The 14,481-nt window shown below is 67.5% G+C and carries 11 protein-coding genes; 8 read left to right on the forward strand and 3 right to left on the reverse strand.

Features of this window, described 5'->3' with window-relative positions; translation table 11 throughout:
- Positions 1 to 9: 9 nt before the first annotated feature.
- Both cmoB and cmoA read right to left on the reverse strand, forming a co-directional pair.
- The gene (cmoB, locus tag GRB96_RS06875) at positions 10 to 1,002 is read right to left on the reverse strand and encodes a tRNA 5-methoxyuridine(34)/uridine 5-oxyacetic acid(34) synthase CmoB (protein WP_161431444.1); all 993 of its coding nucleotides are present in this window, start codon (positions 1,000 to 1,002) and stop codon (positions 10 to 12) included.
- Positions 1,003 to 1,004: 2 nt separating this feature from the next.
- Complete coding sequence (gene cmoA, locus GRB96_RS06880; protein WP_161431445.1) at positions 1,005 to 1,802, reverse strand: carboxy-S-adenosyl-L-methionine synthase CmoA; 798 nt, start codon at positions 1,800 to 1,802, stop codon at positions 1,005 to 1,007.
- Positions 1,803 to 1,885: 83 nt separating this feature from the next.
- Between cmoA and pgi the strand changes: the two genes are divergently transcribed.
- From pgi to leuA, 7 genes are all read left to right on the forward strand, one after another.
- On the forward strand, positions 1,886 to 3,544 hold the full coding sequence (gene pgi / locus GRB96_RS06885; protein WP_161431446.1) for a glucose-6-phosphate isomerase: 1,659 nt from the start codon (positions 1,886 to 1,888) through the stop codon (positions 3,542 to 3,544).
- Positions 3,545 to 3,572: 28 nt separating this feature from the next.
- Positions 3,573 to 4,199 (forward strand): YqiA/YcfP family alpha/beta fold hydrolase, encoded by a 627-nt coding sequence (locus GRB96_RS06890; protein WP_161431447.1) that lies wholly within the window; start codon positions 3,573 to 3,575, stop codon positions 4,197 to 4,199.
- 15 nt (positions 4,200 to 4,214) lie between these two features.
- Positions 4,215 to 6,095, forward strand: coding sequence for a DNA topoisomerase IV subunit B (gene parE, locus GRB96_RS06895; RefSeq protein WP_161431448.1), 1,881 nt, complete (start codon positions 4,215 to 4,217; stop codon positions 6,093 to 6,095).
- A gap of 6 nt (positions 6,096 to 6,101) precedes the next feature.
- Positions 6,102 to 8,363: a DNA topoisomerase IV subunit A gene (gene parC / locus GRB96_RS06900; RefSeq protein ID WP_161431449.1), complete on the forward strand. Its 2,262-nt coding sequence runs from the start codon at positions 6,102 to 6,104 to the stop codon at positions 8,361 to 8,363.
- Positions 8,364 to 8,512: 149 nt separating this feature from the next.
- Entirely contained in the window at positions 8,513 to 9,742 is a 1,230-nt protein-coding gene (gene serB, locus GRB96_RS06905) for a phosphoserine phosphatase SerB (RefSeq protein WP_161431450.1), read from the forward strand.
- Positions 9,739 to 10,563: an ion transporter gene (locus tag GRB96_RS06910; protein ID WP_161431451.1), complete on the forward strand. Its 825-nt coding sequence runs from the start codon at positions 9,739 to 9,741 to the stop codon at positions 10,561 to 10,563. Before serB ends, GRB96_RS06910 begins: the two co-directional genes overlap by 4 nt.
- A 336-nt stretch (positions 10,564 to 10,899) precedes the next feature.
- Positions 10,900 to 12,606 (forward strand): 2-isopropylmalate synthase, encoded by a 1,707-nt coding sequence (gene leuA, locus GRB96_RS06915; RefSeq protein WP_161431452.1) that lies wholly within the window; start codon positions 10,900 to 10,902, stop codon positions 12,604 to 12,606.
- A gap of 124 nt (positions 12,607 to 12,730) precedes the next feature.
- Here leuA and epmB read toward each other — a convergent pair whose 3' ends face one another.
- Positions 12,731 to 13,765, reverse strand: coding sequence for an EF-P beta-lysylation protein EpmB (epmB, locus tag GRB96_RS06920; protein WP_161431453.1), 1,035 nt, complete (start codon positions 13,763 to 13,765; stop codon positions 12,731 to 12,733).
- A gap of 117 nt (positions 13,766 to 13,882) precedes the next feature.
- Here epmB and efp point away from each other — a divergent pair, with 117 nt between their 5' ends.
- On the forward strand, positions 13,883 to 14,449 hold the full coding sequence (gene efp / locus GRB96_RS06925; RefSeq protein ID WP_161431454.1) for an elongation factor P: 567 nt from the start codon (positions 13,883 to 13,885) through the stop codon (positions 14,447 to 14,449).
- Positions 14,450 to 14,481: the final 32 nt, after the last annotated feature.

Here is a 14,481-nt window from a genome sequence, read left to right on the forward strand (position 1 = left end):
CTCCCGGCGCTATCCGGGCCGATTGGCGATGACTACTGCGCGGCGCGGGGCGGGGTAGCCTTCCCGGGTCAGAGACGGGTCGCCGGGGTCCAGGAAGTCGGCCAAGGACTGGAAGGTCATCCACTCGGTGGCGCGCTGCTCATCCGTGGTGGTTGCCGCCTCATCCACCACCCTCACGTTGATGAAGCCACAGCGCTCGAGCCATTGGCAGAGGGCGGTGGAGGAGGGCAGGAAGTAGACGTTGGGCATGGCGGCGTAGCGCTCGCCTGGTAAGAGCACCGTGGTGGCGTCACCCTCGACGACCAGGGTCTCCAGTACCAGCTCGCCACCCGGACGCAGGGCGCCGCGGAGCTGCAGCAGGTGCTCCAGCGGCGAGGGTCGGTGGTAGAGCACTCCCATGGAGAACACCGTATCGAAGAAGCCGAGCTCCTCGGGGACGTCCTCGATGCCCACCGGCAGGAAGTGGGTGCGATGGCCATCGGCGTCGCCGACGAAGTGGCGTACCGCGCGGAACTGCCAGAAGAAACGCGGCGAGGGATCGATCACCAGCACGAAGGCCGCTCCTGCCCCCGCCATGCGCCAGGCGTGGTAGCCGCTGCCGCCGCCCACATCGAGCATGCGGCGGTCGGCCAGCGGTGCCAGGTGGGGGGCGACACGCTGCCACTTCCAGTCGGAACGCCACTCGGTGTCGATATGAATACCGGCGAGTTCGAACGGCCCCTTGCGCCAGGGGGTGAGCTTGCTGAGCAAGTTCTCGCACTGGCGGCGCCGGCTGTCTGGGAGGTCGCATTCCACCGTGATGGTATCGGCATCCAGACGCACCTCGCGCTCCTCGGGAAGCACCGGCAGCTTGGCTACCGCCTTCTCCCAGGCGGGCAGGTCGCCGTAGCGCTTGCGGTCTAGCCCGCGGGCGAGCTGCTCGGGTAGCCGGGCCAGCCAGGTGTCGAGGCCCTGGTCGAGGAAGGCCTGGTAGAGGTCGCGATGTTCGGCGGGTATCGGCACCCTCAGGTCTCCTGTGACGTGGGGGAAGCGGTGTCCTTGAAGGCCTCGTTCTTGAACGCCCCGTCCTTGAACGCCACGACGGAGGCGAAGTTGAGCAGCTGGAACCAGGTATGGCTGCGCGAGAAGCCGGCCCTGGCCAGGCGGGCATGGTGCGCGTCCAGGGTGTCGGGGACCAGCACGTTCTCCAGCGCCGTGCGCTTCTGGCTGATCTCCAGGTCGCTGTAGCCGTTGGCGCGCTTGAAGTCGTGGTAGCGCTCTACCAGCCAGGCGTTCTCCTGTTCGTCGCAGGCCTGGATCTTCTCCGAGAGCACCAGCACGCCGCCGGGCTCCAGCGCCTCGAAGAGCCGGGTCATCAGCGCCTCGCGGTCCTCCGGAGGCAGGAACTGCAGGGTGAAGTTGAGCACGATCATGCCGGCCGGCTGGTAATCGAGGCGCCGGATGTCGCCTTCGAGCACTTCCATGGCATGCTCGGGGCACTCGGCGGTTAGGGTCTCCCGGGCTCGGGCCACCATGGCCGGCGAGAGGTCCACACCGGTGTAGCGAAAGGCGTCCGGGGCGAGCTGGCCGGCCAGGGCCAGGCCGCCGGCGCCCAGCGAGCAGCCCAGATCGTAGACCCGGGCGCCGTGACGCAGGTGGCGGCGGGCGATCAGCCCCAGCATTCCCAGTATCTGCCCGTAGCCCGGCACCGAGCGACGGATCATGTCGGGAAAGCAGGCGACTACCCGCTCGTCGAAGGAGAAGCGTGCCACCCGGTCGAGGGGTGTCGAAAAGATCGCGTCACGGTAAGATGCGTCACTCATGATCGGGCCAGAAATGCGGGAACGGGCGCCATTCTACGCGTGCCGTCCCGCCCCCGCATCCGCCGCTTTCAAGGAGGACAAGGATGATCGACGAGAGCGCCGCCTGGCGTGAGCTCGAGGCCCATGCCGGCAAGCTGGGCCGACGCCACCTGCGCGAGCTGTTTGCCGCGGAGTCGGACCGCCAGCCGCGCTTCACCCGCCACGCCGCAGGTCTCACCCTGGACCTCTCCAAGCAGCGCTGGTCCGCCGAGACCCTGGAACACCTGCTGGCGCTGGCCGAGCAGGCCGAGGTGCCCGCCGCCATCGGCCGGCTGCTCGACGGCGAGCGGGTCAACGTCAGCGAGGATCGCCCGGCGCTGCACACTGCCCTGCGCCTGCCTGCCGATGCTTCCCTGGTGGTGGAGGGCGAGGATCTGGTGCCCGGGGTGCATCGTACCCTGGAGCACATGGCCGCCATGGTGGAGCGCTTCCACGCTGGGCAGTGGCGCGGCGCCACCGGGAGGGCGATCCGTGATGTGGTCAACCTGGGGGTGGGTGGCTCCGATCTGGGTCCGTTGATGGTGACCCACGCCCTGTCCGACTATCGCCCGGATGACGTACATCCCGTCGAGGTGCACTTCGCCTCCACCATGGACGGCTCCCAGCTGGCCGACTACCTGCGGCGGCTCAACCCCGAGACCACGCTCTTCGTGCTGTCGTCGAAGTCCTTCACCACCATCGACACCCTCTCCAACGCCAATACCGCCCGCGACTGGCTGATGGGGCGCCTGGCGGGAGCGGAGGGCGTTGACGCCGAGCTGATCATGCGTCAGCACTTCATCGGCGTCTCGGCCAGCGCCGAGAAGATGGGCGAGTGGGGCATCGACCCGGCCCACCGTCTCGAGTTCTGGGAATGGGTCGGCGGGCGCTACTCGCTGTGGGGGGCGATCGGCCTGCCCATTGCGCTGATGGTGGGCATGGACAACTTCCGCGCCCTGCTGGCCGGCGCTCATGCCATGGATCGCCACTTTCGCGAGGCGCCCCTGGCCGATAACCTGCCGGTGCTGCTGGCCCTGGCGGGGATCTGGAACGCCAACTTCCTGGATATCCGCGCCCACTCCATCCTGCCCTACGACGGCCGCCTGGAGTACTTCGCCGCCTATCTCGAACAGCTGGAGATGGAGTCCAACGGCAAGTCGGTGACCCACGATGGTCGCGAGGTGAACTACGCCACCTGCCCGGTGCTGTGGGGGCAGCTCGGCCCCAACGCCCAGCACGCCTTCTATCAGCTGCTGCACCAGGGCACCCAGGCGGTGGAGTGCGACTTCATCGCCCCGCTCCGGCGCTATGACGATGTCGAAGATGCCGCCACTCGCGAGCACCTCAAGGGCCAGCACCGGCTGACGCTGGCCAACTGCTTCGCCCAGTCCCGAGTGCTGATGCTGGGCGACGATGCCATCGCCGACGATGGCCCGCGCCCGGGCCACAAGCGCTATCGCGGCAATCAACCCTCCAGCACCCTGCTGCTCGATGAGCTCACCCCGGCCACCCTGGGGGCGCTGATCGCGCTCTATGAGCACAAGGTGTTCGTCCAGGCGACCATCTGGGGCATCAACCCCTTCGACCAGTGGGGCGTTGAACTGGGCAAGAAGATTGCCGGGGAGACCCAGCGTATCCTCGAGAGCCACCAGGGCCTCGCGTCCATGGACGCCTCCACCCGGGCACTGATCGAGGCGGCCTGGGCGGCGGAGGAGTCTCCATGATGCTGGCTACCCATACAGGTGTTAGGGTATGCTGAGTGCGCCACGGCGGGGTCGCCCGGCCAGCGGCGTGCTCTATCTGCACGGCTTCAATAGCGGGGCCGACTCGCCCAAAGGGGTGCTGATGCGCCGCGCCTGCGAGGCCTTGGGAGTGCCCTGTATTACCCCCCAGCTGCCGCACCGCCCCGGTGCGGCGCTGGCACTGGCCGAATCGCGCCTGGCCGAGCTGGGGGAGCGCCCGCTGGTCGCGGGCAGCTCCATGGGCGGCTTCCTGGCCACCTGCCTGGCCGAGCGCCACGACCTCGATGGCGTGCTGATCAACCCGGCGGTGCGCCCGGCGGACCTGGTGGCCGAATGGGTGGGCGAGCGCTTCGCCAACGAGCATACCGGCGAGCGCTTCACCATCGGCCGCCAGCACCTGGCCGAGCTGGCGGCGCTGACGCCCGAGGCGGTCACCCCGGAGCGCTACCTGCTGCTGCTGGGCAGCGCCGATGAGGTGCTCGACCCGGCGCATGCCTTCACGCTCTATCGCGGCGCGCGGACCCTGCTGCACCCCGGGGCCGACCACGCCTTCACGGTGCTCTCCCGGCACTTGCCGGCGGTGCTGGCCCATGGCGGCCATGCCTTGCCGCCGGAGTGGCAGGCCAGCCAACACTAAGGAACCGGACGACTCATGACGCAATACAGTGCCAGCTCGATCGAGGTGCTATCCGGCCTGGAGCCGGTGCGCAAGCGCCCGGGCATGTACACCGACACCAGCCGTCCCAACCACCTGATTCAGGAGGTGGTCGACAACAGCGTCGACGAGGCGCTGGCCGGCCACGCGAGCCAAGTCAGCGTGCGCCTGTTCGAGGATGGCGGCATCGAGGTCTCCGACGACGGCCGCGGCATGCCCATCGATATCCACCCCGAGCATGGCGTCTCCGGGGTGGAGCTGATCCTTACCCGGCTCCACGCCGGCGGCAAGTTCTCCAATGCCAGCTACAAGTTCTCCGGCGGCCTCCACGGGGTCGGCGTCTCGGTAGTCAATGCGCTCTCCCGGCGCCTCGAGGTGGAGGTGCTGCGCGACGGCAGCCGCCACGCCGTCGCCTTCGAGCACGGCGAGCCGGTCTCTAAGCTGGCGGTGATCGGCAGCGTGGGCAAGCGCAATACCGGAACCGTGCTGCGCTTCTGGCCGGAGCCGAGCTACTTCGACAGTCCGCGCCTGGCCGTGGGGCGCCTGAAGCACCTGCTGCGCGCCAAGGCGGTGCTCTGCCCTGGGCTCAAGGTGAGCCTGGTGGAGGCCGATGGCACCCAGAGCGAGTGGCAGTACGCCGATGGCCTGCGTGACTACCTGGCCCAGGCCACCGACGGTTATGAGGTGCTGCCCGCCGCGCCCTTCATCGGCCACTTTGCCGACGACGAGCACGGGGTAGACTGGGCGATCCAGTGGCTCCCCGAGGGCGGCGAGCCGCTGCTCGAGAGCTACGTCAACCTGATTCCCACCCCCCAGGGTGGCACCCACGTCAATGGCCTGCGCGCCGGCCTGCTCGAGGCGCTGCGCGAGTTCTGCGAGTACCGCAGCCTGCTGCCGCGGGGGGTCAAGCTGACCGCCGAGGACCTCTGGGAACGCGTCGCCTACGTGCTCTCGGTGAAGATGCTAGATCCCCAGTTCGCCGGCCAGACCAAGGAGCGGCTCTCCTCGCGCACGGTGGCGGGGTTCGTCTCCGGGGTGGTCAAGGACGCCTTCTCGCTGTGGCTCAACCAGCATGTGGACCAGGCCGAGGCGTTGGCCGAGCTGGTAATCAGCGCCGCCCAGCGTCGCCAGAAGAGCTCGAAGAAGGTGGCACGCAAGAAGGTCACCCAGGGCCCCGCGCTGCCCGGCAAGCTGGCCGACTGCTCCGGCCAGGATCCGGCGCAGAGCGAGCTGTTCCTGGTGGAGGGAGACTCGGCCGGCGGCAGTGCCAAGCAGGCGCGCAACCGCGAGAGCCAGGCGATCCTGCCGCTGCGCGGCAAGATCCTGAATACCTGGGAGGTGGAGAGCCACGATATCTATGGCTCCCAGGAGGTCCACGACATCGCCGTGGCCATCGGCATGGACCCGGGCAGCGACGACCTCTCCAAGCTGCGCTACCACAAGATCTGCATCCTGGCCGATGCCGACTCCGACGGCCTGCATATCGCCACCCTGCTGTGCGCGCTCTTCGTGCGTCACTTCCCGGCGCTGGTGGATGCCGGCCACGTCTTCGTGGCCATGCCGCCGCTCTACCGCATCGATCTGGGCAAGGAGGTCTTCTATGCCCTGGACGAGAGCGAGAAGGCGGCGATCCTGCGCAAGCTGGAGGGCAAGCGCGGCACCGTGAACGTGCAGCGCTTCAAGGGGCTTGGCGAGATGAGCCCGCTGCAGCTGCGCGAGACCACCATGGCCCCGGATACCCGCCGCCTGGTGCAGCTCACTCGCGAGGTCGGTGACGGCACCATGGAGATGATGGATATGCTGCTGGCCAAGAAGCGCGCCTCCGACCGCAAGAGCTGGCTCGAGGACTACGGCAATCTGGCGGACATCGAGGTGTAACCCCCTATGACCATGGATATCCAGGTAGCGGAGGGCGACGTCGAGCGCCTCTCGCTGCGCGAATACACCGAGAAGGCGTACCTCGACTACTCGATGTACGTCATCCTCGACCGGGCGCTGCCGCATATCGGCGACGGCATGAAGCCTGTGCAGCGGCGCATCGTCTACGCCATGCGCGAGCTGGCCCTCAATGCCAGCGCCAAGTACAAGAAGTCGGCGCGTACCGTCGGCGACGTGCTGGGCAAGTTCCACCCCCATGGCGACAGCGCTTGCTACGAGGCGATGGTGCTGATGGCCCAGCCGTTCAGCTACCGCTACCCGCTGGTGGATGGCCAGGGTAACTGGGGCAGCCCCGACGACCCCAAGTCGTTCGCCGCCATGCGCTATACCGAGGCGAGGCTGTCGAAGTTCGCCGAGGTGCTGCTCGCCGAGCTGGGCCAGGGCACCGTGGACTGGACCCCGAACTTCGATGGCACCATGAACGAGCCGGTGGTGTTGCCGGCGCGCCTCCCCCACGTGCTGCTCAACGGCGGCACCGGCATTGCCGTGGGCATGGCCACCGATATCCCGCCCCACAACGTGAACGAGGTGGTCGAGGCCACCTGTCACTTGCTGCGCCACCCCGAGGCCACCACCGCCGACCTGGTCCAGCACCTGCCGGCACCGGACTTTCCCACCGAGGCGGAGATCATCACGCCCCGGGCGGATCTGCGAAAGGTCTACGAGAGCGGGCGTGGCTCGGTGAAGCTGCGCGCCCGCTACGTGATGGAGGAGGGCAGCATCGTGGTGACTGCGCTGCCCTACCAGGTCAGCGGGGCCAAGATCCTCGAGCAGATCGCCGCCCAGATGCAGGCCAAGAAGCTGCCCATGGTGGCCGACCTGCGCGACGAGTCGACCCACGAGGAGCCGACCCGGCTGGTGATCGAGCCGCGCTCCAACCGCGTCGATATCGAGGCACTGATGGCGCACCTGTTCGCCACCACCGACCTCGAGAAGAACATCCGCGTCAACATGAACGTGATCGGCCTGGACGGCCGCCCGCGGGTCATGGCGCTGCCCGATATGCTCGGCGAGTGGCTGCGCTTCCGCCGCTCCACGGTGCGCCGGCGCCTGGAACACCGCCTGGGCAAGGTGGAGGACCGCCTGCACCTGCTCGAGGGCCTGCTGATCGCCTACCTCAATATCGACGAGGTGATTCGCATCATCCGTGAGGAGGACGCGCCCAAGCCCGCGCTGATGGAGGCCTTCGGTCTCAGCGACCGCCAGGCCGAGGCGATCCTCGAGCTGCGCCTGCGCCACCTGGCCAAGCTCGAGGAGATGAAGATCCGCGGCGAGCAGGAGGAGCTCGAGGCCGAGCGCGTTCGTCTTCAGGAGCTGCTCGGCAACGAGGCCAAGCTCACCGATCTGATCGAGGAGGAGCTGCGCGCTGCCGCCGAGGCCCATGGCGATTCCCGACGCTCGCCGATCGTCGAACGCGAGGAGGCCCGGGCGCTCTCCGAGGTGGAGCTGGTGGGCGCCGACCCGGTCACCGTGGTGCTCTCCGAGAAGGGCTGGATCCGTAGCGCCAAGGGCCACGAGATCGACCCCGCCGGGCTCTCCTACAAGGCCGGAGACCGCTTCGCGCTGGCCGCCCGGGGCAAGACCAACCAGCCGCTGGTGCTGCTCGATGACACCGGTCGCGCCTATACCCTGCAGGCCCACAACCTCCCCAGCGCGAGGGGCCAGGGCGAGCCGGTCACCAGCCGGGTCAACGTGGTCGCCGGTGCCCATATGGCCGGAGTGATGCTGGCACCGCCGTCCACCCGGTACCTGCTCGGCTCTGACGGCGGCTATGGCTTCGTGGCCCGGCTCGAGGAGCTGGTCGGCAAGAACAAGTCCGGCAAGTCGGTGCTGACGGTGCCCAAGGGATGCAACGTGCTGCCGCCGGTGGCGGTACCGGAGGGCGCGGAGGTGCTGGTCGCCGCGGTCTCCAACGAGGGGCGCCTGCTGCTGTTCCCGCTGGCGGAGCTGCCGGAGATGGCCAAGGGCAAGGGCAACAAGATGATCGATATCCCCGGCCCCCGCGCGGCGCGGCGCGAGGAGTTCGTGCGCGACCTGGTGGTGCTGCCGGAGGGCGCGGCGCTGGTGGTGCATGCCGGCAAGCGCCACCTGACCCTCAAGGCCGACGATCTCGCGTATTATCTCGGTGAGCGCGGCCGGCGCGGCAGCAAGTTGCCCCGCGGGCTACAGAAGGTCGACAGGTTGGAAGCGCTGAACGGCGACAGCTGACAAGATGGTGCCGCGGCGCCGGGGATAGGCCGTAGAGGAGGTCCTACGCCAGGGATGGCGTCGGTAGCGCCCATGGAAGGGTTCACAGCGCCTCCTCGAAGGCCTGTCGCCGGATCAGCCGCGGAAACGAGAGAGCTCCTGAGGCAACCATGACACGACGAATCCTGATCCGCGCCACCGGCGCGGCGCGGCCGGGCCAGCTGGCCGGCCTGGGCAGGGCCCTGGCCGCCAGCGGCGCGAGGCTGCTGGACATCAACCAGAGCGTGACCTTCGGCATGCTCTCCCTGGAGGCCCTGGTCGGGCTCGACCACGAGGCCGATCTCGAGGCGGCGCTTTCGGCGGCAGGGGACGAGCTGGGCCTCGACGTCCAGGCGATCCAGGTTGCCGCCGAGGACTACCAGCGCTGGAGCAGCCAGGCCAGCCAGCCGCGGCTGATCCTGTCCCTGCTGGCGCCGCACCTGCCCGCCGGGATCCTGGCCGAGGTGGGGGCGCTCACCGCCGAGCATGGCCTGACCGTGGAGCTGATCCACCGCCTCTCCGGGCGCGAGCCCCTGGACGGCGGTGTGCCCGGTGAGCGTGATGCCATCCAGGGTGCCTGCGTGGAGTGCTGGCTGCGCGGAGAGGAGGTGGACCTCGATGCCCTGCGCGAGAAGGCGCTGGCGCTGGGCGCCATGCACGGCGTGGATATCGCCATCCAGGAGGACTCCATCTGGCGCCGGCATCGCCGCCTGGTGTGCTTCGACATGGACTCCACCCTGATCAAGGCCGAGGTGATCGACGAGCTGGCGCGCCGCCACGGCGTCTATGACGAGGTGGCCGAGGTCACCGAGCGGGCGATGCGCGGCGAACTGGACTTCCAGCAGAGCTTCCGCGAGCGCATGGCCAAGCTTGCCGGCCTCGACGAGTCGGTGCTGGCCGAGATTGCCGAGTCGCTTCCGCTGATGGATGGCGTCGAGCGGCTGATGGCCCAGCTCAAGCGCCTGGGCTACCGCACGGCGATCCTCTCGGGCGGCTTCACCTACTTCGCCCGCCACCTGCAGGAGAAGCTCGGCTTCGACGAGATCCACGCCAACGAGCTGGTGATCGAGAACGGCAAGGTGACCGGCGAGGTCCGCGAGCCGATCCTCGACGCCGACCGCAAGGCAGAGCTGCTGCGCGAGATCGCCGCACGCGAGGGGCTTGCCATGGAGCAGACCATCGCCGTGGGCGATGGCGCCAACGACCTCAAGATGCTCGCTGCCGCCGGGCTCGGCATCGCCTTCCGCGCCAAGCCCCTGGTGCGCGTCCAGGCGCGCCACTCCATCTCGACGCTGGGGCTCGATGCGGTGCTCTACCTGATCGGTTATCGCCAGGGTGACCTGGAGGAGTCAGTGTCGTGAGCTCGGTCTTCGAGGCATGGCGCGACCGTTTCGAGCGGCTGCGTGCCAACAAGCTGTTCGAGACCGCGGTCATCGCCATCATCATCATCTCGGCGCTGCTGATCGGCGCCAAGACCTACGAGGAGACCAATCGCTTCCAGCAGTGGCTGCTGGTCCTGGACGTGGCGGTGACGGTGTTCTTCCTGGTGGAGATCCTGATCCGCATGGCCGCGGAACGGCGCCTGCGGGACTTCTTCCGCCGCGGCTGGAACATCTTCGACTTCCTGATCGTCACCGCCAGCCTGATCCCCCTGGACGATTCGGAGATGGTGCTGCTGGCGCGGCTGCTGCGAATCTTCCGGGTGCTGCGCCTGGTCTCGATGATCCCCGAGCTGCGCCTGCTGATGGCGGCACTGGTCAAGTCGATCCCGCGCATGGGCTATGTGGCGCTGCTGATGTTCATCATCTTCTACATCTATGCGGCCATCGGCAGCTTCCTGTTCGCGGACATCGATGAATTCCTGTGGGGCAATATCTCCATCGCCATGCTCACGCTGTTCCGCATCGCCACCTTCGAGGACTGGACCGACGTGATGTATGCCACTCAGGAGGTGTATGCCTGGAGCTGGATCTACTACCTGACCTTCATCTTCCTCACCGCCTTCATCTTCCTCAACATGATGATCGGCATCGTGCTCGACGTGATGCAGAAGGAGAGCGTGCAGATGGAGATCGAGAGCGGCGAGGGGGAGGCCGCCGAGCTCCACGGCCTGCGCAGCGACGTGCGCGAGCTGCGTGACCAGCTGACCCGCATGGAGGCACTGCTGGAGCGACGGAGTTGACAACGCCCTCCAGGCCTGATTTTCTAGGGGTATGAACCTGACCGCGTACGACCTCGACCTACGACTACTAGCGCTAGCCTGAGCGCTGGCGATGCCGCCTGCATCGCCGAGTCACTGCTCCCCTGTTGGAGCCCCGGTCGTCAAGAGGTCGTACCATGTCATCCATCCCCGTCGTCACAGCTTGTTTCCAGGTCGCGCCGGTATCGCCCCAGCGGGGCGCTGCCTGCCGCACCGTGATCTTTCATGCAGCGCCCCGACCGGCTCCCCGCCGTCGGGGCGCTGCCGTTTCCGAACGCCAGCACGCCTGACGCCCCGTATCCAGAGGAGAACGCCGCCATGATGCTCGACAATCCCGCCGCCAAGTATCGCCCCTTCGTCGCCGTGGACCTGCCCGACCGCCAGTGGCCCAATCGCCGCATCGAGCAGCCGCCCATCTGGACCAGCGTCGACCTGCGCGACGGCAACCAGTCGCTGATCGACCCCATGGATCAGGAGCGCAAGCAGCGCCTCTTCGACCTGCTGGTGAAGGTCGGCTTCAAGGAGATCGAGGTCGGCTTCCCCTCCGCCTCCCAGACCGACTATGACTTCGTGCGCTCGCTGATCGAGAATGAGCGCATTCCCGAGGATGTCACCATCCAGGTGCTGACCCAGGCCCGCGACCACCTGATCGATCGCACCTTCGAGGCCCTCAAGGGGTCGAAGAACGCCATCGTCCATGTCTACAACGCCACCGATCCGATGTTCCGCCGCGTGGTATTCGGTGTCGACAAGCCCGAGTGCATCCAGATCGCCGTGGATGCCACCGCGCGTATCCGTCAGCGCATGGAGGAGTCCCCCGAGACGAACTGGACCTTCCAGTACTCGCCGGAGCTGTTCACCACCACCGAGATGGAGTTCGCCCGGGAGATCGTCGAGGCGGTCATGGACACCTTCGGCGCCAGCGCCGAGAAGAAGATGATCGTCAACTTGCCGGCCACGGTGGAGGTCGCCACTCCCAACAACTACGCCGACCAGATCGAATGGTTCTGCCGCAACATCAAGGATCGTGAGGCGCTGATCGTCAGCGTGCATCCCCACAATGACCGCGGCACCGGCGTTGCTGCCGCCGAGATGACGCTGATGGCCGGCGCCGATCGCGTCGAGGGCACCCTGTTCGGCAACGGCGAACGGACCGGCAACGTGGATATCGTCACCCTGGCGATGAACATGTACACCCAGGGGGTGCACCCGGGGCTCGACTTCTCGAATATCACCCCGGTCATGCGCGAGGTAGAGTACTGCAATCAGCTGCCGGTGCATCCGCGCCACCCCTATGTGGGCGACCTGGTGTTCACCGCCTTCTCCGGCTCGCACCAGGATGCCATCAAGAAGGGCATGGCCGAGCGCCGCGCGCACCCCGAGGCCGTCTGGGACGTGCCCTACCTGCCCATCGACCCGCTGGACGTGGGCCGTAGCTACGAGGCGGTGATTCGCGTCAACAGCCAGTCGGGCAAGGGTGGCGTCTCCTACCTGCTGGAGCAGGAGCACGGCATCGAGCTGCCGCGCCGCCTCTCCATCGAGTTCAGCCAGGTTGTGCAGGAGGTGGCTGACCGCACGGGCAAGGAGATCACCTCGCAGATGATCTACCAGGCCTTCGCCGACGAGTACCTCGAGCAGACCTCGCCCTTCGGACTGGTCAGCCATCGCCTCTCCTCGGAGCCGGACAGCCCCACCGTGACCCTGGAGGCCACCATCGAGGAGCGCGGCGAGCGGCGTACCCTCCAGGGGCAGGGCAACGGCCCGCTGGCCGCCTTCATCAAGGCGCTGGCCGCCGCCGGCCATGACGTGGAGATCATCGACTACCACGAGCACTCCCGTGGCCAGGGCTCGGATGCCGAGGCGATCGCCTACGTGGAGGTGCGCATCGACGGTGAGGCGGTGTTTGGCGTGGGCACCGACGAGAGCATCACCAGCGCCTCCATGAAGGCGGTGATGAGCGCCATCAACCGCAAGCTGTCCACCCAGGCGCCGGCGGCCAATGTGACTGCTGCGTCACTGGCGTGAACGGCCTCCTGTAGGAGCCCGACTTGTCGGGCGATTGGCGCCGCAGGCGCCCGGCGGTGTTGCCCAGAGCCGATGGCTGCTGCCGGGGAGGCCTACGGCCTCCATCGCCCAATGAATTGGGCTCCTACAAGGGCGTCTTGCTCCCTTCGCCGGGGATCTCCCTGACCAGCCGCGGCATCAGGAATCCCGGCAGCAGCTCCCTGAGGCCCGCGACCAGTTCGCGGGCCTCGTCGTCCGGGACGTCGAAGTGGGCCGCGCCGGCTACCGGGTCGAGCACATGCAGATAGTAGGGCAGCACGCCGGCTTCGAAGAGCCGTTCGGAGAGCGTGGCCAGCGCCGCCACCGAGTCGTTGACCCCGCGCAGCAGCACGCTCTGGTTGAGCAGGGTTACCCCGGCCGCGCGCAGGCGGGCACAGGCGGCGATGACGGCGTCATCGATCTCGTGGGGGTGGTTGATATGCAGCACCATCACCTTCTGCAGGCGAGTGCCTCCGAGCCAGGTGAGCAGGGTGTCGTCGATGCGATCGGGGATCACCACCGGCAGGCGGGTATGAATCCGCAGGCGCGTCAGGTGGGGGATCTCCTCCAGGCGCGCCACCAGCCAGGCGAGGCGCCGATCGCTGGCGGCCAGGGGGTCGCCGCCGGAGAGGATCGCCTCGTGGATTGTGGTGTCGTCACGTAGGGTGTCGAGGGTCGCCTCCCACTGGGCCATGGAGGGGGAGTTCTCGGCGTAGGGGAAGTGGCGACGGAAGCAGTAGCGGCAGTTCACCGCACAGGCAGGGCTCGCGATCAGCAGCACGCGCCCCGAGTACTTGTGGATCAGCCCCTTGGCCGGGGTATGCGCGGCCTCTTCCAGCGGGTCGGCAACATAGCCTGGCGTGGGCCGGACCTCCTCGTCTAACGGGAGTACCTGACGCAGGAGGGGGTCGTGGGGATCGCCAGGTCGCATGCGCGAAAGGAAGGCCTCCGGCACGCGCACCTCGAAGAGCTCATGGCCAGCCTCTGCCCCGGGCAGCCAGCGCTCGTCCAGCCCCAGGCGGCGACACAGCTCGCGCGGGTCGCGGACGGCGCCGGCCAGCTGGGCCTGCCAGGCGGGCTGCAACGTCAGCGGTTCGCCTTCGTCATGACGCTGCAAAGGGGCGGGGCTTCGGGTTATCATGCGGCACCAGTCAATGCTGACGAGATTGCGCCTCGTAAGGCATGCCCTCGTCGAAAATCGTTTCCCAGTGCGCCGCCGGGGCTCCGGTGACGCGCTCAAATCCATGGGTGAGTGAAGATGGCGAACTATTCTACCAACGAATTCAAGGCCGGTCTGAAGGTGATGCTCGACGGCGACCCCTGTGCGATCGTCGAGAACGAGTTCGTCAAGCCGGGCAAGGGCCAGGCGTTCAACCGCGTCAAGCTGCGCAACCTGATGACCGGCCGCGTCTGGGAGCGCACCTTCAAGTCCGGCGAGAGCCTGGAAGGCGCCGATGTCCTGGATCTGGATATGGAGTATCTCTATAACGATGGCGAGATGTGGTACTTCATGAAGACCGACGGCTCCTTCGAGCAGTATCCGGTGGAGAAGAAGGCCCTGGGCGACACCGAGAAGTGGCTCAAGGAGCAGGTGGTCTACACCATCACTCTGTGGAACGACAACGCCATCAGTGTGAGCCCGCCCAACTTCATCGAACTCGAGGTGACCGAGACCGACCCCGGCCTGAAGGGCGACACCGCCCAGGGCGGCTCCAAGCCGGCGACCCTCTCCTCCGGTGCCGTGGTGCGTGTGCCGCTGTTCATCAACGAGGGCGAGGTCCTCAAGGTGGATACGCGGAGCGGCGAGTACGTCTCCCGCGCCTGATTGCATTTAGCTGCGAGCTGAAAGCGGCGCCG

The sequence above is a fragment of the Halomonas alimentaria genome, assembly GCF_009902005.1.
Classification (GTDB): Bacteria; Pseudomonadota; Gammaproteobacteria; order Pseudomonadales; family Halomonadaceae; genus Halomonas; species Halomonas alimentaria.